Annotated in this window: 18 protein-coding genes, 1 tRNA gene and 1 pseudogene; 9 read left to right on the top strand and 11 right to left on the bottom strand. The window is 63.9% G+C overall.

The genetic code is table 11. The features are described from left to right. Window position 1: 1 nt before the first annotated feature. Genes ASC63_RS04715 through ASC63_RS04700 form a run of 4 tightly spaced genes read right to left on the bottom strand, consistent with a single transcriptional unit; the run spans window position 2 to window position 3988 of the window. A complete protein-coding gene (locus ASC63_RS04715; RefSeq protein WP_055810381.1) occupies window positions 2-1399 on the bottom strand; it encodes an FtsW/RodA/SpoVE family cell cycle protein in 1398 nt (465 codons plus the stop codon). Further along, complete coding sequence (locus tag ASC63_RS04710; protein WP_055810379.1) at window positions 1383-2627, bottom strand: PP2C family protein-serine/threonine phosphatase; 1245 nt, start codon at window positions 2625-2627, stop codon at window positions 1383-1385. The genes ASC63_RS04715 and ASC63_RS04710 overlap by 17 nt, the downstream gene beginning before the upstream one ends. A 3-nt stretch (window positions 2628-2630) precedes the next feature. Next, the gene (locus tag ASC63_RS04705; RefSeq protein ID WP_055810376.1) at window positions 2631-3239 is read right to left on the bottom strand and encodes an FHA domain-containing protein FhaB/FipA; all 609 of its coding nucleotides are present in this window, start codon (window positions 3237-3239) and stop codon (window positions 2631-2633) included. Continuing rightward, entirely contained in the window at window positions 3236-3988 is a 753-nt protein-coding gene (locus ASC63_RS04700) for an FhaA domain-containing protein (protein WP_055810374.1), read from the bottom strand. Before ASC63_RS04700 ends, ASC63_RS04705 begins: the two co-directional genes overlap by 4 nt. A 337-nt stretch (window positions 3989-4325) precedes the next feature. Here ASC63_RS04700 and ASC63_RS04695 point away from each other — a divergent pair. Beyond that, window positions 4326-4409: transfer RNA gene (locus ASC63_RS04695), tRNA-Leu, on the top strand. A gap of 223 nt (window positions 4410-4632) precedes the next feature. Here the strand turns inward: ASC63_RS04695 and ASC63_RS04690 are convergent. Then, on the bottom strand, window positions 4633-4962 hold the full coding sequence (locus ASC63_RS04690; RefSeq protein ID WP_055810372.1) for a hypothetical protein: 330 nt from the start codon (window positions 4960-4962) through the stop codon (window positions 4633-4635). Window positions 4963-5072: 110 nt separating this feature from the next. Between ASC63_RS04690 and ASC63_RS16050 the strand changes: the two are divergent. The 3 genes and pseudogenes from ASC63_RS16050 to ASC63_RS04680 form a co-directional block, all read left to right on the top strand. After that, window positions 5073-5252, top strand: a pseudogene (locus tag ASC63_RS16050) (IS982 family transposase); the annotation flags it as partial. 590 nt (window positions 5253-5842) lie between these two features. Further along, window positions 5843-6766: a hypothetical protein gene (locus ASC63_RS04685; RefSeq protein WP_157487577.1), complete on the top strand. Its 924-nt coding sequence runs from the start codon at window positions 5843-5845 to the stop codon at window positions 6764-6766. A gap of 82 nt (window positions 6767-6848) precedes the next feature. Continuing rightward, a complete protein-coding gene (locus tag ASC63_RS04680) occupies window positions 6849-7508 on the top strand; it encodes a hypothetical protein (RefSeq protein ID WP_055810369.1) in 660 nt (219 codons plus the stop codon). Window positions 7509-7544: 36 nt separating this feature from the next. Here the strand turns inward: ASC63_RS04680 and ASC63_RS04675 are convergent, their stop codons facing one another. The 6 genes from ASC63_RS04675 to ASC63_RS04650 all read right to left on the bottom strand — a co-directional run bounded on the left by ASC63_RS04675 (window position 7545) and on the right by ASC63_RS04650 (window position 11722). Next, window positions 7545-8906 carry a ThiF family adenylyltransferase gene (locus tag ASC63_RS04675; RefSeq protein WP_055810367.1) on the bottom strand — a complete coding sequence of 454 codons (1362 nt, stop codon included), beginning with the start codon at window positions 8904-8906 and terminating at the stop codon, window positions 7545-7547. Between the two features lies 1 nt (window position 8907). Continuing rightward, entirely contained in the window at window positions 8908-9276 is a 369-nt protein-coding gene (locus ASC63_RS04670) for a hypothetical protein (protein WP_055810365.1), read from the bottom strand. Beyond that, window positions 9276-9518 (bottom strand): multiubiquitin domain-containing protein, encoded by a 243-nt coding sequence (locus tag ASC63_RS04665; protein ID WP_055810363.1) that lies wholly within the window; start codon window positions 9516-9518, stop codon window positions 9276-9278. Before ASC63_RS04665 ends, ASC63_RS04670 begins: the two co-directional genes overlap by 1 nt. A 70-nt stretch (window positions 9519-9588) precedes the next feature. Continuing rightward, window positions 9589-10551 carry an ImmA/IrrE family metallo-endopeptidase gene (locus ASC63_RS04660; protein WP_055810361.1) on the bottom strand — a complete coding sequence of 321 codons (963 nt, stop codon included), beginning with the start codon at window positions 10549-10551 and terminating at the stop codon, window positions 9589-9591. A gap of 35 nt (window positions 10552-10586) precedes the next feature. After that, window positions 10587-11207, bottom strand: a complete 621-nt coding sequence (locus ASC63_RS04655; protein ID WP_055810359.1) for a hypothetical protein — start codon at window positions 11205-11207, stop codon at window positions 10587-10589. Continuing rightward, a complete protein-coding gene (locus tag ASC63_RS04650) occupies window positions 11204-11722 on the bottom strand; it encodes an RNA polymerase sigma factor (RefSeq protein WP_055810357.1) in 519 nt (172 codons plus the stop codon). Before ASC63_RS04650 ends, ASC63_RS04655 begins: the two co-directional genes overlap by 4 nt. A 938-nt stretch (window positions 11723-12660) precedes the next feature. Between ASC63_RS04650 and ASC63_RS16475 the strand changes: the two genes are divergently transcribed. The 5 genes from ASC63_RS16475 (at window position 12661) to ASC63_RS04625 (ending at window position 20381) form a co-directional block, all read left to right on the top strand. After that, window positions 12661-16224, top strand: coding sequence for a family 43 glycosylhydrolase (locus ASC63_RS16475; RefSeq protein WP_082487220.1), 3564 nt, complete (start codon window positions 12661-12663; stop codon window positions 16222-16224). A 148-nt stretch (window positions 16225-16372) separates the two neighbouring features. After that, window positions 16373-17605 (top strand): ROK family transcriptional regulator, encoded by a 1233-nt coding sequence (locus ASC63_RS04640; protein ID WP_082487218.1) that lies wholly within the window; start codon window positions 16373-16375, stop codon window positions 17603-17605. Between the two features lie 46 nt (window positions 17606-17651). Continuing rightward, window positions 17652-18515 (top strand): ABC transporter permease, encoded by an 864-nt coding sequence (locus ASC63_RS04635; protein ID WP_235491810.1) that lies wholly within the window; start codon window positions 17652-17654, stop codon window positions 18513-18515. Continuing rightward, window positions 18512-19336 (top strand): ABC transporter ATP-binding protein, encoded by an 825-nt coding sequence (locus tag ASC63_RS04630; RefSeq protein ID WP_055810353.1) that lies wholly within the window; start codon window positions 18512-18514, stop codon window positions 19334-19336. The genes ASC63_RS04635 and ASC63_RS04630 overlap by 4 nt, the downstream gene beginning before the upstream one ends. A 22-nt stretch (window positions 19337-19358) precedes the next feature. After that, window positions 19359-20381: an aliphatic sulfonate ABC transporter substrate-binding protein gene (locus tag ASC63_RS04625; RefSeq protein ID WP_055810352.1), complete on the top strand. Its 1023-nt coding sequence runs from the start codon at window positions 19359-19361 to the stop codon at window positions 20379-20381. Window positions 20382-20384 lie beyond the last annotated feature (3 nt).

Raw genomic sequence — 20384 nt, 5'->3', positions numbered from 1 at the left:
CTCACACCACCAGCCGGGGTTGGTTGCGCACGGTGTCGGAAAGTCGAAGCAGCAGGGCGGCGATGATCCAGTTGGCCACGAGGGAGGAGCCGCCCGCGGCCAGGAACGGTGTGGTCAGGCCGGTGAGCGGAATGACCCGGGTGATGCCACCCACCACGATGAAGCACTGCAGCGCCAGAGTGAAGGCCAGACCGACGGCCAAAAGCTTGCCGAAGTCATCCTGCCCGGCGAAACCGATGCGAAAGCCGCGCGAGACGAACAGGAGGTAGAGCATGAGAATGGCGAACAGGCCGATGAGGCCGAGTTCTTCGCCGAGGCTTGCGACGATGTAGTCGCTCTGCGCCAGCGGCGTTGTCGAGGGTCGGCCCTGGCCGAGGCCGGTGCCGAGCAGGCCGCCGTAGGAGATGCCGAAGAGCCCCTGCACGAGCTGGAAGCTGCCGCCCGTGGCGTCGTAGACGTGCTGGGAGAACGGGCTCAGCCAGTTCTCGAACCGGCCCCCCACGTAACTGAGCGTCTGGCTGGCGATGAGGGCTCCACCGATGAAGAGCACCAGGCCGAGAACCACCCAGCTGATGCGCGCGGTGGCCACATAGATCATCACCAGGAACAGACCGAAGTAGAGCAGGCCGGTGCCGAGGTCGCGCTGAAAGACGATGACCGCCATCGAGATGGCCCACAGCACGAGGATCGGGCCGAGGTCGCGCAGGCGCGGGAAACGCATCCCCAGGAATTTGGTGCCGACGATGGAGAGCGAGTCGCGATGCTGCACCAGGTAACCGGCGAAGAAGATCGCCAGGGCGAGCTTGGCTATCTCACCGGGCTGAAAACTGAACGGGCCGATGGCTATCCAGATGCGGGCGCCGAACTGGGTGACACCGAGCCCTGGAATCATCGGCAGCAGCAGAAGGATGATGGCGAGCAGGCCGAAGAGATAGGTGTAACGCTGCAGCAGGCGGTGGTTGCGAATGATGAGGATCACCGCGATGGCGATGATGATCGCAATCGCACTCCAGACGATCTGCCTGACGGCGGCGCTGTTCCAGCCGCTGAAATGCTCCTCCAGATCGATGCGGTAGATCTCGGCGATGCCAATGCCGTTGAGAACCGTGGCGATGGGCAGAATGAACGGGTCGGCGTTCGGGGCAACAACGCGCATGGCGATGTGCATGGCGAAGACGAGGGCAGAGAGCCCCGCGCCGAAATAGACGAGCGAGAAATCGATGTGGCCGAGCGCGCCGAGCTGCACGAGCAGAATCGCGGATGCGTTGATGACGCACGCCACGAGCAGCAGCCCGACCTCGAGGTTGCGCAGTTTGGCGGGCAGATGCAGTCGCCGGGCCGTCGCGGCGGGGGCCGGGGTGTCGAGAACTATCCCTGCGTTGTTACTGGGTGCCGGCATCCGTCAACTGTTTCACTATGCGCTGGGCCTCGGCCAGCGACTCGGCATTGATGGTCTGTTGCACCTGTTGGCGGTCGTAGTTGCTGAGCTGGTCGACGGTGGTGCTCGTCTCGTCGTAGACGTGCGAGAGCGAGATCGGGCCGATGCCCTGCTGCACGCCCTGGTAGATGGTGACGCGGCCGTCTTGCACGCCCACGTAGTAGTGCGACTGGGTCCACTGGTAGCCGAGGAAGGCGCCGAGGGCGAGGAGCAGCACGACCAGAATGCTGCCGACCAGCCAGGTGAGTTTGCGGCGGCGGGCGCGCCGCGCGTCCTCCTCGATGAGCTCGTCGAGGTAGTCCTCGGAATCCGGCTCGAAGTGGGTGGGACCGGCCGCGGGCCGCGGATGTAGGCGCAGCGACGGCAGGCGCAGCGCGCGACTGCGCCCCAGCTCCTGCTCGAAGGCGAGGGGTGCTGCGGCCGAACCGACGGTGACCGGCGCGGAGGGGGTGGCGCCGGGCTCGTCGTCGGCGATGTCGAGAATGACGACGGTGACGTTGTCGGGTGCGCCGCCCTCGAGTGTCATGTGCACGAGGCGTTCGGCGACGATGCGTGGTGAATCCGGTACGGCGAGGGCCGAGGAGAGAGCGGGGTCCTTGACGACGCCGGTGAGCCCGTCGGAGCAGATGAGCCAGCGGTCGCCGGGCTTCGTGTCGAGGCTCCAGGTGTCGATCTCGGGGTGCGAGTCCACATCGCCGAGCACCCGCATGAGCACCGAGCGGCGCGGATGCACCATGGCCTCTTCCTCGGTGATGCGCCCGCTGTCGACGAGGCGCTGCACGAAGGTGTGGTCGGTGGAGACCTGCTTGAGCACGCCTTCGCGGAACAGGTAGATGCGCGAGTCGCCGATGTGGGCGAGGGCAACCTGGTCGCCCACGCGCGCGATCGCACTCACGGTGGTGCCCATGCCGGTGAGTTCCGGATGCTCGAAAACGGTCTCGGCGAGCTGCGCGTTCGCGGCGATCAGCGCCGCCTGAAGCGAGAACTCGGCCTCCTCGGCGCTGGCGTAAACGCGGTCGGCCTCGCGGATGCGCTGCAGCGCGATGGCGGAGGCGACGTCACCACCGGCATGACCCCCCATGCCATCGGCGACCACGAAGAGCTCGGTGCCGGCGTATCCGGAATCCTGGTTGTTCGACCGAATCTTGCCGACGTGCGAGACGGCGACGGCGCGGTTGACCTCTGCCACCGCCTACCGCCGCAGCTCGAACGTTGTCGTGCCGATCTTGATCGGGGTGTTCAGGGGGATGCGCGTGGGCATGTTGACGCGCGTGCCATCAAGAAACGTGCCGTTCGTGGAGTCGAGATCCTGCAGCATCCAGGTGTCGTTCCAGAGCAGGATGCGTGCGTGGTGCGTTGAGGTGTAATCGTCGCGAATGATCAGTCCCGATTCGGAGGAGCGGCCGATGGTGATCGGGTCGCGGCCGAGCTCGAGTTCGGTGCCCTGCTTGGCGCCGGAGGTGATGACGAGGCGGGTGGCGCTCGCCGTGGTGGCGAGCGGGGAGGTTGCGCCGGCCGAACCGCCGGCGCGGGGCATGGTGGAGAGGGGCGCGTGCTGCATGACGATGCCGCCGGCCGCCGTCGGCGCGGTGGCGGGGCTGCCGGCCCCTGCGCCTGCCGAAGCGCTCGGGAACGCTGCGGCTGCGCGCGGCGCTGCCGCAGCATCCCGAGGCATCTTGCGCACCCGCTGGCCGAAGAGATCGCTGCGCAGCGCGTAGACGATGCCGAAGACGAAGAACCAGAGCAGCAGCAGAAAGCCGATGCGCAGAATGAGCAGGGTGAGGGCGCCGGGATCGCTCATGACTTGTCCCAGAATCCGTCGAGATCGCCGAGGTCGTGGCGACGCGTGACATCGTCGCCGCGGTCGGCGGGCCGGCTGGGGGTGGATGCCTGCGGCAGCACCTTGAAGACGATGCGGGTGCGACCGATGGAGATCACCGAATCCGGCTCGAGGATGGCCTTCTTGAGAGGCTGCCCGTTGAGTTGTGAACCGTTCGTGGAGCCGAGGTCGCGCGCCTGGGCGTGCGAGCCATCCCACACCACCTCGACGTGCTTGCGCGAGATGCCGGTGTCGTCGACCGTGATGTCGGCCTCGGAGCCGCGGCCGATGATGGTGTGGGCCTTGACGATGGGGTAGCGCTTGCCGCCGATGTCGAGCACGGGGGTCCAGTCGACGGAGCCCTGCACGTTCTCGGATTCGACGTTCAACAGCCCCTCGCTGAGCGCGGAGTCTTCGGCAAGCTCGATGGAGATGCCCCCGGCGAATTGATAGTGCTGCGCGGCGGCGTGCTCCTGAACAAACTGCACGAGGTCGTCGATGAGGGTGGGTCCGAGGCGGCGCATGCGGGCGAAGTCGGTGCTCGACATGCGCAGCGTGAAGCGATTGGGCGCCAGAATGCGGTCGCGTGAGACGACGGCGGCGTTCGTGTCGAGCTCGCGACGCAGTGCGCTCGAGAGCTCCACCGGCTGCAGCCCCGAACGGAAGGTCTTGGCGAATGCACCGTTAACGGCGCGCTCAAGACCCTTCTCGAAGTTGTCCAGTATGCCCACAGGTCTCCCGATCCGGCTCGCGTGACTATGAGAATGTTAGTCGGCTGAGGTGTGAAGGCCGATAGCCGGGCGTAATCTCGTGGGGTTTGGGAGGAGTTTACGGCCCAAAGTCACTCCCGCGGATGACGCCCGGCGTGCTTGATCGCGCTCGATGTGCTCGATCTGTCGAGAGTGCCAGGTGGTGCCGAGAGCGCCACGTGCACCGCTCACTCTCGGCGCGAAGTGACACTCTCGGCGACGGGTGCGCGGGCGTGCGGATGCCGGCGGCCGGCATCCGGGTGCAGCGGCGTGCACGAAATGGAGTTTGCGGGCGCGAAATGCTAATCTCTGTAAGTTCGCGCGAGTGGCGGAATTGGCAGACGCGCTGGCTTCAGGTGCCAGTGCTCGAAAGGGCGTGGGGGTTCAAGTCCCCCCTCGCGCACGCGGTCTCTTTCAGGTAATCCGGGTTCCGGTTTCATGAAATAGCACGAAGCGAACGAGAAAAGGCTCGGTCCGACAGAAATGTCGGACCGAGCCTTCTTTGTTTCTTCTGTTTGTGCGCCATGTGGGTCGCAACGGCGACATTAACGACATTCGGCCTGCTTCCGGGCAGGCTAAAGCATTCTGTGTGCGGGTTCTGATGCGGAATCGGTAGGTTCTTGTGCTCACCGCGGTGGCGCGAGCGCGGGGGGCGAGCTGGTGGCGGCAAGCGGTGTTCCGGCTTCGGTCTTGCGTCGGCGTTCGCGAGGGAGTTTGCCGCCGAGTGCTTGTTTGGCGATTTTGCCGTAAAACTGGCGAATTTTGCGCAGGTTGGAAGAAACCGCGGCGAGGGTTGCGACGATGTAGTTGAACGTGAATCCACGCCCTGAGCGTGTTGCGGTGTGTCCGAGTGCTTCGAATTTCTTGGCTTTGAGGGTTTTGTTCGATGATTCAACGAGGCTGCGCATGCCGTAGTACGCCTTGTGTTCGGGTGACTTGTACGCGTATTTCTGCACATGCTTGATTGCGGGGATTTGTTCCTTCGACGAGCGGGCTTTCGAAACGCCGGCAGACAGAGGAATGGTGATGCTGCTGGCGGTTCAAACTCGGCGGAATCTGCCAATGAGTCGAATCCGTTTTCGACACCATGAAAGGCCAACTCACCCTCGAAGACCACGGCGGACGCACCATCAGCGGCGTCTACTCCCGCATCGCCGCACGCCTACTGGCCCTCGCCGCCGGAATCTGGCACAACTGGGCCATCGGCGCACCAAACAAGCGATCCCTCATCGCCTACGACCATTAGGACTCACTCATCTAGGTGCGTTTCTCGCGCTGGGCGGCGTGGCGCTTGTTGGTCCGCCAGCCCAAGCCAGCTCGGTCGTCGGCGGGATCAGTGTGCAGACGTATTGCCGGGCTCACTACGGCTCTACGTCTAACGCCGTAGTCCGGTTCAACCCGGTCTATGGGTGGAGGTGCGCAACTCCGACAGGGGACAGGAACTTCTACGCCGAGCAGGCTTGCCTAGAGCAATATCGGCAGTACAACGGCAGAGTGCACGCCGGGTATAACGACTACAACAACCCCTATACGTGGTTCTGCTACAGCTACTGAGCGCGGCTCGCTGAAGGGAAACGAAAATTTCGCCACTTGAGTTCCCAAGCTAAATGATCCTGAGGTGTCCATTGGCCACCTCAGGATCCACGTTTCTCGTGGGCCAAGACCCGGCTGCGCATCGAGGAGTTCGGGGCAGCTGCTGCGAAATGATCGACGCCAACTGAATCCGGGAGCCTGGCAAATAGACCCATCGCTCTCGAGGGGGTCGAGCGCGCTCTTACTTTCGATGACACGTGGGTAAGTGACAGGCCATCCCGGCCCTCTAACGCTGACAGGCCAATGTCCGAGAGTAAGAGTTGGCACAGTCATGGGATGGGGTTAGTGATGCGTTCGGTCCCGGAGAAGACCTTCGAGCACTGGTGCGCAATGCACCTCAGCTATCGCTATCGCGCACATCTGCAGATGTGGTGGCCCAGTTCCACCGCAGACATCGACGTGGCTGGGGGCCCGCTCGCACCGGGAAAGCGCGTTTGGCTTGAGCTCAAGACGACGGAGTGGAATGCCAAGAAGAACCGTCATGACCTGTACATCGACTTGGCTCAACTGTACGCATATGGAATGAACCCCATCCCGGATTACTACGTCTTTCCTGTCCCACCCTGGGTTGATGTACTTGGCGTGGGCGGCAGCCAAACGTGGCTCAGCGGTCTCGACCGGACTTCGATCGCTTATCAGTCGCAGAGCGGAGACCTATGGTTCGCCGAGTGGACGGTGGTCGTGTCCGGCAAGGTGCTGCGACGAGCGCTAAGGGCCGAGCTCGCGGCGCTCCCCACGCTGCTACCCCCAAAGAAGCCTATGCGACTGGCTGAGATCAACGGCGGCGCACTCGCTTGGATACCCGGCGCGTTGCAGGGGGTTCAGCTCACCGGATGGCGCGATTTCTGGGTGCAGATGGAGACCTGCGGAGATGCTTTCGATCGGACGGCCGAGTTCCTTCTTCCGGTCGGCGAGCTTTCTGGCTCGTCGACGGCATCGCATATCGAGCTAATCGCAGCCGTTCGGCGCATCCGTGCTGGTCAAAATCGTTCGTTCGATTACCGTGCGTATCCGCGCGACGAGTTGAACGCTTGGGTGCCCGACGACGACGGCGTGTACACCCGGGCGCCAACAGCCGGCCGCGAACTCGCCGAGGGATTCCAGTGGGATACGGACTCCGATCGCGTACTAAGCCTGCTTGGAGCGGGAGTGCTGGACCCGGCCTAGTTCGGGCTTGCGTGACTCCAAGTAGTGGTGCTGCGGATGCCGCGCAGAAGCACTCGTCAATGACGGCGATACGCTCGACGTTATGGCTGAGGTTAACCTTTGGAACACCGGCGACATGTTCGTCCTGCAGGAGCCTCTTGACGAGGAGGGTCATACCCAGCTTCTCGCTGCATTGGCCGACCGAGGAGTCGCGATGTATATCGCGAGCGCCCAAAACCTGGCTGAGCAGGAGATCAGGCGTATCGTGCGCTCGCAGGGTGTAAGTGAAGTTTTCAGACGCTACCGGGTCCAAGAAGATCTCGTTTCCCCGAAGGTCGACCCGATGAAGGTCACCTCGCTTCTATCCCAGATGCTCAGCGACCTCGAACCCATAGAGGAATTGATCCTCGTCGATCCATACGCGTTGAAAGCAACGAATGCCGCGGAACAGGCGGGCCGAATCGCCGACGCAATGTTCCCCGCCGCCACCCGGGTATCGTCCGTGCGCGTTATTCACGACAAACCCGACACCACCGGCGTAGGCGACGAACTCCGATCCGTATTCGCGCATCGTGGCTTTGCCGGCGAGATAGCCCTGACGCAGACCGGCTTGTTCCACGATCGGTTCATCGTTGCGGATGGCACAGCCGGGATCCTCCTGGGAGCGTCCTTCAACGGGATAGGCTCCCGCTACTTTCTCGTTGACTATCTGGCGCGACGGGACGCGGAAGATGTGGCTAAGGCTGTGCACGATCTGCTCTAGCCTTTGAGAACATCAACCGGTGTGTTCCTGCCGTTTTCACAGCAGACCCAACCGACGATCTCCTTCACCGATCTCCGCCTCAAACCGACAGTAGGGGCCCGTGGCATGGTGTAGCGGCTCCTGGATGTGGGGACCGAGCAGGTATCGCTGAGGCAAAGGCACACCCTCGCCACCAGGTTCGACGACGAGGCTCACGAACTGGGCGAGCTGGCCGGCGCTGACGGAGGCGGCGAGGATCGCGACGTTCTGTCGCTGGTGGCGACCTCGGCCAGAGCGCTTGATGTATTCGGGATCCTCGGCGAGGCCGAGACGCTCCTTCTGCACTTCGCCCATGTCGAGTTGATGGTTGCATTGCAGACACGGCAGGCCCGGGGTTGCGGTCTGTACACGCCAAGTTGCTCCGCGCATTGTTCCATCGTCAAAGACGTCGATGCCGATTCCGCCATCGATCACAGGGATGAGGTCGCTGTACGCGAGTTGGTTCAGCATGGCGCGAGGCCATGCCCGGTCTACACATGAGAACACGAGGTCGTAGTCGCGGGCGATGGCGATGCCCTCAGCGGTGGTCACGCTCGACACGTAGGCTGCGGAGTCTGCCTCATGAGCTGTCGATGCTGATTCCATGAGTCGCTTGGCGACCTCGGCCTTCGGCGTTCTCTGAGCTGCGTCCTCGCGCGTGGCGCCGATCATGCGATCGAGGTTGACCTCTTCGACGCAGTCCATGTCCATTACCCCCACGTGCGTGAGGCCGGTTGCCGCCAATCTGCTCGCGACATCGAGACCGACGCTGCCGACTCCGACGACGAGCACGCGGAGTCGAGTGATGTCGTCTTGGACAGCATCGCCCCAGGCAGAGACCGTGCGGTCCTGGAACACGGTGGCGGCCGCCGGCGGTCGAAGCCTGTTGTTCCACGAGACGCGGAGGGATCGCCCGACAACACGGACATTCTCCGCCCACATGGGTTCGTTGGCGTCGAGCCAGGCACGAGCAGACCACGTCATGTCAGCGCCAGCGAGGGTCAGGCCGAGGAGGGGGCTGCCGGTGAGACCGAGGGCCAGGTTGGCGTATGAGCTTTCGGCATCCCGGTCCCAGTGGCTGATCCCCTGCCACCCTCTGCCATCGGGGTGAGAGTGCAACAGGGCGATACCTTCCCCGCGTGAGGAGGCGATGTCAGCCGCACGAAGCACGAAATCGCCGGTGAAGCTCGCGTTGCCGTGAACGTCTCGTTCACCGTGTTCGGGGAGGACGACGGAGGTCAGAACGTAGGTGGTCCGTGTTGCCCCGGTGGAGGTCGAGTATGTGGCGAAGCAGAGGTCTTCGTCGCCGTCGACTCGGATCAGATGCTTGCGGAGGTCGTCCGCAGTTTGGGCAGTCATCGCGACGGAGTGCCGAGGCATGTTAGATCACCTTTCCAAGTACTGACCGGACGTGCGCGATCCAGAGCCGACCCGGATGCTCTGTGGGCAGCCAGAAGCTGGTATCCCAGGAGTGGCGGATGTAGCCGGGCAGGACGTCACTAGTGTCGGTGCTGCCTTGCTGAGAGAAATGCGTGCCGACCTCGAAGTGGAGCCAGTGTGCCGGGACTGCAGGCCATGCGCCGAGTTCGTTGATGCTGACACCAGTGCGGATTGGCGTTCCGGCCCGGGAACCGTCGAGGATCTCGAGGTCGTACATCACGGAAGGACCTTCGCGCGCTGCCTTCACCCCGAACTCGCCGAGGTCGGCGACGAACCCTTCGACGCCGTCCCGGACGGGTCGCGGTTCCACTAGCCGACCGTCGCGTTCTGGCGGACGGTGAAGAATACGTCGCCGTCCTTGATCTCGACGATCTTGTCGTCCTTGATCGTCTTGGTTTCCCCGTCTTTCTTCCTGCGGGCGAGGTCGTACTGGATCGGGTCTATGCCGGCGAGCCGCAGCAGAGACGCGGCCTCCTGGTCGTCGTCGCGTGTCGTGTACTGCTTGCCGTCGATGGTGAAGTGGATCAGCTTGCGCTTCTCGCTGTCAGACATGTTGCTGCTTCCTCTTGGTGAGGACTCCGAGTGAGCCCTTCACCTTGTAGTCGATGCAGCCCAGGATTCGTTAGCGACAGTCCACACAAACGCCGTTCACCACGAGTTCAGCCCCTTTGAGCAGACCGCACTCGGTGCAGACGACTGCCTTCTCGCGGTTGCACTTGCAGTCTCCGCACTTGGGGCAGAACGGTTGGTGACAGGTCAGGCATGGGTAGGCGCGAATCCATTTGTCTTGACCACAGCACACGAGGTGGAGGCGAGGGCGATCATCGTATTCGCGGAGGATGTTGAGGTGGCTTGCCTCGTCGGTCCAGAGGTCTCTGTCCGCGAAGACGGCAACCACCGTATTGGTCTGCCCCATTGCGTTCGCGAAGAACTCGGCGTCCGCGCCCCAGGGCATACGCCACCGAATGCGTTTCACGGCCTCGGTGCCGTCGGGTATCGAAAGCAGGGGGTGCGCCAAGGCGGACTGTCCGCGCCACGGGTACACCTTGGGCCAACCCTCAACAGGATCCGGTTGGACGCTGGCGTGCCGGACGACGCTCGGCTCACGTTCAAGGACGAGGACGGCGCCAAGCACCGGAAGTCGCCGTGCGAGCGCGATCGCGCTTGCGTGAAGGCTGGCGCTAGAGCGCTCGAAGAGATCAAGAAGGTGCGATGCGCGGACCGCATCGTCGGACACAACCGTGTCGATCAGATCGGTGGGTACCAATAGCTCTTGCGCAAACGAATCGCAGACGGTCTCAAGCAGCGGTTGCGGGTAGTCCTGATCCGCCAACATGTCCTGGAACGGGTCGTCGAGTTCGAGGAGGTGATGAGCGAGCTCATGCGCGAGGGTGAAATTCTCCCGTCTCGACACGGTCGGGGAGTAAAGCACGACACCGTCCGCGAGGAACGAGACTCCATCACAACTTCCCTTGCCTTCTCTGTGCTGGCCCAATTGGGTTGCGGCTTGAACCTGCAAGCCGAAGTCCCTCGTGAGCGATCCGAGCGGATCGGCTGCGAACGAAGCGCGCTGGGCGAGGCTCACCCGCCCTAGGGCCCGGTCTACCCAGCGTGTAGTCTTCATTGGCCGTCGCGCTGCTCCAGAGTCGAGACGAAGGCATCTAGCGTTTCAAGTAGGTCGTCCGTTTCTGGGCGATCGCCGCGGTTGACAGTCGCGAGGAGACGCGATTCCAGAATCGCGGACGCGGCCGGCAGAGACAGCGATTTCAGTCGCGCCCATCTCGTAGACAGGTTCGCGAACTTACCCGTGGCTGTGGCCGCGATCAGCCAGTCCGGCCTTGCCGGAGCGCTGTCGGTTATCGTTCCAAGTTCGGTGTGGAGCTCGTCGGCGACTGCTGCGAGCAGGGCGGGAGTCAAGTCGGTCGGAGCGTGTGATTGCCACCGAGCTACGTCCGCTGCGCTCACCTGCCAGCCGCGGTCACGAAGCTTGGCCGCCAGAGCACTTGGGGCTATTCCGGAGTTCCTGCGTGCGGTCGTAAATGCTCGGCTTGATAGGACCACGGATGGGTCGACAATCAGCCCGAGCATGGCAGCAACCGGGTCCTGTTCGAGCGGTGGAACGTCATTGTCGAGGCGGAGGAGCTCTGCCACCTCGAGCAGTTCTCGGGTGTCCTCATCCAGGGACTCGTGGCGAGCTAGGCCGGACAAGGCGGCCTCGATGTGCTCGCTTGAATCGGTCACGCCGCATCCTCGTCGTCGAGTGCGTCACGGAGTTTCGAAAGCGCAGCGGTGACTATCTGACTCACCCGGGATGGCGACACCCCCAGGTCGGCGGCGATCGCATCGCGAGACTCCTCCCGCAGTACGCGCCTAACGAGCACCCGTCCTTCTCGATCCGTTAGCACATTCATCGCGTCTTCAAGTTTTCGCACCTTCGTCACCACGTCAAGGGCTTCCACAGCCTCCTCAGGAGCGAGCTTGCCACTTTCGGGATCGCGCTGGGGATCCAGCGCGCCCCCACGATGCCGCTCCGCCGCCGAGCCGACTATGTCTAGGGCGCGCATCTTTGCGGCATTGACCATCATGGCCTCCCAGTTCTTGACATTGGACGGCGGGTTGTTCATCAAGGAGACCATCGCATTCTGCACTGCATCTTCCGCAAGCTCTCTCTGTCGAAGGATCGAAAGCGCGACCAAGTACATGGCCCGGCGGTGAGCCTCGTACAGCGGACCCCAGTCCGGCTTAGTCGGTACCATTCGCTCTCAGTCCTCGACACGACTGGTGCCGCGTCTCGCCGTGTAGTCGATCCAGCCACCAGATAGTTAGTGGTCGCCGTGGAATTGTCGCCAACATCATCCACCCGGGAGAACGGCAGTCGATGCCGACACGCGAGCAAGCTGAGCGAATGTCAATGTGTGTTGTGGACCCCAGTAGTCTCGGTTGTTGTTTCGAAGACAGGGGACGATGTAGGAAACATCGAATGGAGCGGTGATCACGGCACGGCGCCTGACGGCACCCGCTCCGTGATCGATGAAGAGCGCGAGTACGGGCAGAGGCGCGAGTGGCACTCGTATATACGGAATGCCGAGGGGAGGCTGGACGGCACTTCCAACCGGCGATCAGACGCCCTCCCTTCCTCAGACAAGAGTGGCGTGCGAACACCACCTCCGTGCGGGTGAGCGCTGACGCCCACCGTAGTCGCCGTTCTGAAGTCCAGACAGCAGCCTTTCGAGCGGGTACAAATTGGTGAGCTGACCGGCAATTTGTCGAACTGCTGGAAAACTTAAGACCTTAGCCTGGAAAGCCTCGCTGGAACTTTGACAGTTGCCCAGTCGGCTCAAGGGATCCCGAATTTGCTGAAGCACCCACGCGGTCGAAAAGACCGAAGCGAACACGAGAAGGGTCGGCTCGACAGAAATGTCGCAGCCGGCCCTTTGCTGTTGCCGGGCGCGGCGTCGTCATCGAAAGTGACGTGCCCAATTTCTGCGATCTTTTCGTCGGAGTCTTGACGGAAAAATGACGAGTCCCTTGGATGGGGGCCTAAGCAGGTAAATCGGGGGGCCGGTTGCCCAGGCATTGTGCCGACGGGCGGGCTGACTACCTCATCCTCGTCGATCGTGCCGCCCTGCCTCGGGCGCGTCGACACCGTTGCGCGCCCGCGCCGCGACTTCGATGAAGAAGGAGAGCAGATCTGATGCGATGGAGACCAGTCAGTCTTGGGGCGGCGGCGATCTTCGCCGCGGCAGCCCTCGTCGGAGGCGGCATGCCTGCGCTCGCGGGTGCGGCTCCCGCTGCGGCAGCGCCCGTGGCAGCGCCAGCACCCGCGGCATCCGCGACGTATACGAACCCGGTCAGCGCCGGGGTTGTGGACACCTTTCCCGACCCCGCGATGATTCGCGGCAAGGACGGTGCATGGTACGCATACGGCACGACCAACCCGATCTTCAACAGCAAGGGGGAGAAGGGTGAGCACATCCTGCCGATCCTGCGCTCGACAGATCTGGTCGACTGGAAGTACGTCGGTGACGTCTACCCGGCGGATGCCGCGCGCCCCACGTACTGGTCGGCCGGCACCCGACCGTGGGCACCCGACATCCGGTACATCGACGGAGAGTACCGCCTGACGTACTCGCTCTCGAACGGCGGGGTGGCTCTGCTCACCGGGAAGACGCCGACCGGACCGTGGACCGATCGCGGTCTTCTCATCGGCGGCACGGCGGTGGCAGGATGCCCGACGGGCAACATCGACCAGGCGCTGTTCACCGACAGCGACGGCACCCATTACATCTATTGGGGCAGTTACGACGTGGTCTGCGTCTCGAAGATGAACGCCGACGCGACGGCCCTGACGGGCGAGGTCACCCAGGTGGCGCAGGGGCGCCGCATGGAGGGCAGCATCGTCATGCAGCATGACGGCAGGTACTACCTGATGTATTCGGACGCCGGATGCTGCGACGGTGCCTTCAGCGGCTACACCGTGAAGGTGGGTCGCTCCGACAGCCCGCGCGGCCCGTTCGTCGACGACCACGGCATCGACCTCATGGCGCTGAGCAGCAAGGGCGGCTTCGTGCTCACCTCGAACGGCAACGGATTCGCCGGCCCGGGGCACAACACGATCCAGACCGATCTGGCCGGCCAGGACTGGCTCGTCTATCACGCGATCCCGACCTCGGATCCGGACTTTCCTCCCGTCGGCAGTCTGCACCTGTCGAAGCGACCGCTCATGATCGACCGCCTCGACTGGATCGACGGCTGGCCGGTTGTGCGGGCCGGAGCGGGCCCCTCGAGCGGCGAGCAGACCGCCCCGGTCACACAGTCGCTGATCGGCACCGACTTCGCCGATTCGTCGCTGGATGGCTGGAAGACGAATGGTGACGGCACGGCCACGCTGGCAACAGACACGGATGCGGGCACACACCTGCGCCTTGCTGCGGGCAAGCAGACGGCATCCGTGACCAGCCGCGACAAGGCATCGGGCGATCTGCGCGTGCAGGGCGAGCTGCGCTTCAGCCCCGCGGATGCCGACACCGCCACCGGTGCGATCGGCCTGGTCATGGGTGCCAACGGAAAGAACGGCGCGACAGCACGAATCGACCGCGCGACAGCGGAGCTTCGTCTCGAGGTCACGCATGGCAGCACGATCGAAGAGAAAGCGTCGGCGCTGCCGGCGAACTTTGACTACGACTCCTGGCACGTCGTCGTGATCGAGTGGCGGGGTTCCGAGGTCACCGCCGAGGTCTCGTCAGACGGGCTGCGCGATCCGCTCGCGACGGTGCGCGTCTCCGCCCCGAAACAGGCAGGATCGAACGGTTCGATCGGGGTCGCGGCGAGTGCGGCATCCGTTGACGCCGCGAACCTGAGCGCCGCGCGCCTGTTCTCGCCTGTGACCAAGCGAGTGGCAGACCCGAAGCTCGGCGCCTTGCTGCCCGAATACTCCGATGAGTTCACCACCGCCGGCGCGCCCGAGGTGGCAAACGATGCGTGGAGTTGGATACGAGGAAGGGCACCCGGTTCGACGATCACCGACGGATCGCTCGTGTGGCCGACGCAGGCCGCCGAGCTGTACACGGGCAACAACACCGCGTCCGTGCTCGTGCGCGACGCACCGAAGGGCGACTACGTGGTGGAGACGAAGCTCACCTTTGACGGCACCCGCGGCAACCAGCAGGCCGGTCTTGTGCTCTACGAGAATGATGACCGGTACCTCAAGCTCGCGCACTCGATTCTGCCGCTGAATCGCAAGGGGCAGTTTCTGCACCAGACCGAGTTCGGCAAGGAGGCTGAGCGGCCGACAACCACTCCGCCGATGGCGGTGGCGAACGGGCCGATGTTCGGGGCGGCTCCGGCCGCGACAACCTGGCTGCGGCTCTACGTGCAACTCGACGAGCAGAACTCCGAGTACGACGTGCGCATGGCGTCGAGCACCGACGGTGAGTCATGGCAGTGGGGCGGGGTGTGGTCGCTGCCCGTGCAGGGCAATCTGCGCATCGGGCTCGTGTCGATGAACACACCGGGAGCGACGGCGACGTTCGACTATGTGCGCAGCTACGAGATGCCCGGCGAGGTCTCGCCGTTCCCGAGGAGCTGGCCGTTACCGATGCCGTACGGCACGGCGGATGCCCGCACCGCGCTCACCCCGCGCCCCGATAACTCGAAGATTCTCGATCTGGAGCTTCGGCCCCAGGACAGCGAGCTCGGACGCGTGTGGATGCGTGACACCTACGTCAATCGATTCGAGGTCGACGGAAAGACGCTGTACGTCGCATCCGGCACCACGAAGGCGGCAGGGCTCGACAAGGCGGCGCCGTACAACGACGGAATCTATATCTGGACGGCGCCGTCGCTCGACGGCCCCTGGACGCTTGTCGATACGACAACGCTGCGGCCGGGACAGACAAAGGGCAAGGTGTGGTCACCCGAATTCGTCGGAGAGAACACGGCGGATCGGGTCGTGGTGGCGGATTGGCAGAAGTACAAGAACCCGGATGATCCGGCCACGCGGGCGGGCGACGTGTGGGCGCCGGAGGTGCATTATGTCGACGGAAAGTGGTACATCGTCGCCTGCATGGGAGACCAGTCCACGCTCACCGGTTCGTTCATGCTCGTCAGCGACGGTGGCGTGCAGGGGCCGTACCGCAACATCGAGGGCAGCGTGAAGCATCCGCTCGGTGAGCCGGTGCGGGCGACGAACCCGCAGTATTACCACATCGACGGCGGGCTCTTCGATGATGGGGATGCGAAGTATCTCGTGCTGCACAACGATCTGTACGCCAAGATGACCGCCGACATGGAGAATCTGGAGACCCCGACCAATCTGCCGCAGTTCCAGCAGACGAAATTCTCACCCGAGCCGTATCTCGAGGGTGCGACCGTGTCGAAGATCGGCAAGAAGTACTACCTGATGCACGCGGCCTGGTCGTTCAAGTCCGGCCCGGCCGCGTCACCGAAATGGTCGTATCTGTCGAACAGCGGGGTGAAAGACCAGTACGACGCCATCGTTGCGGTCTCCGATTCGTTCGAGGGGCCGTACTCCACCCGGTACACGGCCGCCGTCGGAGCCGGACACAACAACATGTTCACCGACGAGAGCGGAACGGTGTGGGCGACGTTCTTCAACAACCCCAACGCCGGCTATTGGTCGGCGCCCGATCGCCTCGATCAGGCGGCGGTAGCGGGCATCGTTCGACTGGAGAAGTCCGGACCGCTCGGCGGACTGCTCACCGCAGCGCGGCCGGCGGCGGAGGCGTCTTCCGACTGACACGCGGCTCGTCAGGCGCGCGGCGCTCACCCTCGGGTGGGCGCCGTTCGCGTGTGCGCGGTGTGTTTTGTCACGACTCGGACATATTCCAGAAGTTTTTCTGCCGGATAGTTGACGGAAAAATTAAGGCCTGCCTAATCTGTCTCCTATGTCAACGACGATCGGTGTTCACGCGCTCGTGCGGCGAACCCACGAAGAGCGTGTTCTCGCCGCGCTGCGCGCCCACGGAGCGCTCAGTCGAGGCGACCTCGCCAAACGGGTCGGCCTCTCACGAACGACCCTCTCGGAGATCACCGCCAAGCTGCTTCAGCGCGGCGCGATCATTGTGGCCGACACGGATGCCGCGGATCGCACCGGAAGCGGACGCCCCGCCGATCGGCTCGCGCTCGACCCCGCCTCGGGCCAGTTTCTCGGAGTGGACTTCGGTCACCGCCGCGTGCAGGTTGCCGTTGCCGACGCCTCGCACGAGGTCATTGCGTCGGGCGTGGAGCGATACGTCGACGACACGAGTTGGGAGGCGCGGCTTGCCATCGCATTCGAGCTGATCGAGCGACTGAGCCTCGAGACGGGCGTGCACTACGGTGCACTGCAGGCCATCGGCATCGGGGTGCCGGGGCCATACACGGGAAAGCGGGCCGGCATCCCGGCCGTGAGCTGGAAGAAGCAGCTGGCGCCCGACGGGGTCGACGCCGCGTTCGCGGAACGCTTCGGCGCGCCCGTCTTCGTCGATAACAACACGCGACTTGCGGCGCTCGCCGAGGCGATCACCCGTCGAGACGCCGTGGACAACCTCATCTATCTGCGGCTCTCCGACGGTGTCGGCGGCGGCCTGGTGGTCTCTGGCCGGCTCGTCTCCGGAGCGCAGGGCTTCGCCGGTGAGCTCGGCCACGTCGTTGCGGACCCGGCGGGTGCGAGCTGCCGCTGCGGCAAGCGTGGCTGCCTGGAGACGATCGCATCCGTGCCCGCCATTCTGGCGGCCTGCCGCTTGCAGGGCGTGCCGCTCGAATCCCTCGACGAGCTTGCGCAGGCCGTGAGCAAGGGCGACCCGACGGTCGACGCGGTGCTGCGCGAGGCAGGCACGATGATCGGTCGTGTTCTCGGTGCGGCCGCGATGGCCCTGAACCCGGGAGAGGTGGTTCTCGGCGGCGAGATCGTGCGCATCGCCCCGGTTCTCGTCGAGCAGGCCACGGCCACCCTGCGGTACGAGCTCTATCCGATTCCCTCCGCGCAACCCATCATCGTGCGGGCGGCGCAATTGCACGACACCGACGGGGCGCTCGGCGCCATCGCCGCCATTTTCCATCAGTCCCCTCTCCTCGCCGGGTATCCCGAACAGGCGATACCCGACGAAGCCGCGCAGAAGCGAAGGAGCACACAGTGAACCGACCCAGCCCCCATCGAGGCCCGTCATGGAACGAGTGATCGACATGACCGATTCAGCAGAGCAGGCCAGCGCGCGCTCCGTCGCAGCGGGCGGCACGGATGTGACAGCAATGCCCGCGCACTCATTCGGGCGGCAGGGCGCGCCACGCACGAAGAAGATCAGCAAACGCGGCAAGCTGCTCGCCCTCAACGTGATTTCGGTTGTGGGCGGCATCGCGATCTGGTGGATCCTGGCGCTCAGCGGGTTTCAGTTTCCGACGCCGCCGGAGGTCGTTGCGAAGGGCATCCAGCTCTGGAACGCCGGAATACTGCAGAAGGACATTCTCGCGAGCCTCAGCCGCGTGCTCAGTGGCTTCCTGCTCGGATCGGCTGTGGCCATCCCCGTTGGCTTCCTGATGGGTTGGTACACAATCGCCCGCGGCCTCTTCGAGCCGTGGATTCAGTTCTTCCGCACCATCCCGCCCCTGGCGCTGCTGCCGCTCGTGCTCGTGTTGCTCGGCATCGGTGAGGTGCCGAAGATCTTCGTCATATTTCTCGCGGCCTTCCTCGCGTGCGTCATCTCGACGTACCAGGGCGTCGTGAATGTCGATCGGACGCTCATCAACGCTGCCCGGGTGCTCGGCGCAAAAGACGGGGCGATCTTCGCTCGTGTCGTTGTGCCGGCATCCACCCCGTTCATTCTGGTGGGCATGCGTGTCGGCCTCGGCTCGGCATGGGCCACCCTGGTCGCGGCGGAGTTGCTTGCCGCGCAGGCAGGCCTCGGGTATCGCATGCAGCAGGCACAGCTTTACTACGACCTTGCGACGATCTTCGTCGGCATCGTCATGATCGGCATTCTCGGCCTGATCATGGACCGGCTTCTTCTGCTGGCAGAGGCCAAGCTCACCGGATGGCAGGAACGGCGATGACCCCCACGACAGAAACCACCACGGCAAAGATCTCGGTGCAGGGAGTGCACAAGACCTTCCCGCTGAAGAACGAGGAGTTCGTCGCTCTCGAACACGTGGATCTCGACATCGTCGACAACGAGTTCGTCACGGTGGTCGGCCCTTCCGGATGCGGAAAGTCGACGCTCATGAACATTCTCGCCGGGCTGGAGGAGCCGACATCCGGTCGCGCCCTCGTGGACGGCCGCGAGGTCTCTGGCCCCGGACCCGAGCGCGGCGTGATCTTTCAGCAGTACGCGCTCTTTCCGTGGCTTTCCGTGCGCAAGAACGTGGAGTTCGGGCTCAAGGTCGCCGGCGTGCCGAAGGCCGTGCGTCGGGAGCGTGCCGACTACTTCATCAGCATGGTCGGGCTCGAACAGTTCGCCGACGCGCTGCCCAAGATGCTCTCGGGCGGCATGAAACAGCGTTGTGCTATTGCCCGCGCCTACGCGGTGAACCCGTCTATTTTGCTCATGGACGAGCCGTTCGGTGCCCTCGATGCGCTCACCCGGGTGAAGCTGCAGGAGCAGCTGCTCGAGGCCTGGAACCGGGAGAAGCGCACGGTCATGTTCATCACGCACGACGTCGACGAGGCCGTGTTCCTGGCGAACCGCGTCGTCATCATGGCGGCGCGCCCCGGTCGCATCTACGACATCGTCGACGTCGACCTTCCATACCCCCGCACCGAAGATCTGCGACTCAGCCCCGAATTCGGCGAGTTGCGTAATCGCGTGTGGCACGCGGTGTACCACCAAGAGCCCGGCGCCAACGCCGGAAACCCGTCGTCTTCACAGACGGCCTAAACCCCCGAGAAAGGGACTGCACATGTCATTCACCAGAAAGATGCTCGGCACCGTAGCCGTGGGCGTCGCGCTGGCCATCGCGATAAGCGGATGCGCCGGAGGCGGCGGTTCCGCACAGCAGAGCGACGCATCCGGCAAAGAGGTCAAGCCGATCGATGTCAATTTCGGCTACATCCCGGATTTCAATGGCACCAGCCTGCTTGCGATCGCCGACGATCAGGGCCTGTGGAAGAAGAACGGCGTGAACATCACCACGACGTCGTTCACGAACGGGCCGCTGCAGATTCAGGCGCTCGGCACCGGTGACCTCGACTTCGGTTACATCGGCCCGGGAGCGTTCTGGCTGCCGGCCTCCGGTAAGGCGAAGCTCGTTGCGATGAACACGCTCGGCCAGGCCGACAGGGTGGTGGCGCAGAAGGGGATCAACTCGATCAAGGACCTGCGCGGCAAGACCGTGGCGGTGCCGGAGGGCACCTCCGGCGACATGATCCTCACCCTTGCGCTCAAGTCCGCGGGAATGACGAAGGCCGACATCAAACTCGTTCCCATGGAGCCGGCGTCGATCGTCGCCGCCCTCATTTCGAAGAAGGTCGATGCCGCAGGCTTCTGGTACCCGGCCCTCGCCACCGTGAAGCAGCGGGTGCCCGATCTGGTCGAGCTTGCCAGCAACAAGGACTTCAAGGACACCGTCTCCTTTCCGACGGCCTTCGTCGCCGGTAACAAGGTTGTCGAAGACCAGCCCGAGAAGCTCAATCGTGTGCTGAAGGTTCTGCGTGAGGCCACCGATTTTCGCGCCAAGCACACGGATGAGGCGATCAAGCTGACCGCCTCGTTCTCACAGCTGGATCCGGCGCAGGTCAAGGCAGACGCGGGCAATGTGCAGATTCTCGGCCTCGATGAGATCGACAAGCTCACCAAGGACGGCACGGTCAACACCTGGCTCAGCGGAATGGTCGACTACTTCGTGCAGGCTGGAAAGCTGCCCAAGGCTGTAGACCCGACCACTTTCTACACGGGCGACCTTTACCTTAAAGCAGGCGAGTAGTTT

Source organism: Leifsonia sp. Root112D2 (assembly GCF_001424905.1).
In the GTDB taxonomy this organism is placed as follows: Bacteria; Actinomycetota; Actinomycetes; order Actinomycetales; family Microbacteriaceae; genus Root112D2.
The sequence above is the reverse complement of the archived record's forward strand: the minus strand, read 5'-3'. Positions and strand labels throughout refer to the sequence as shown.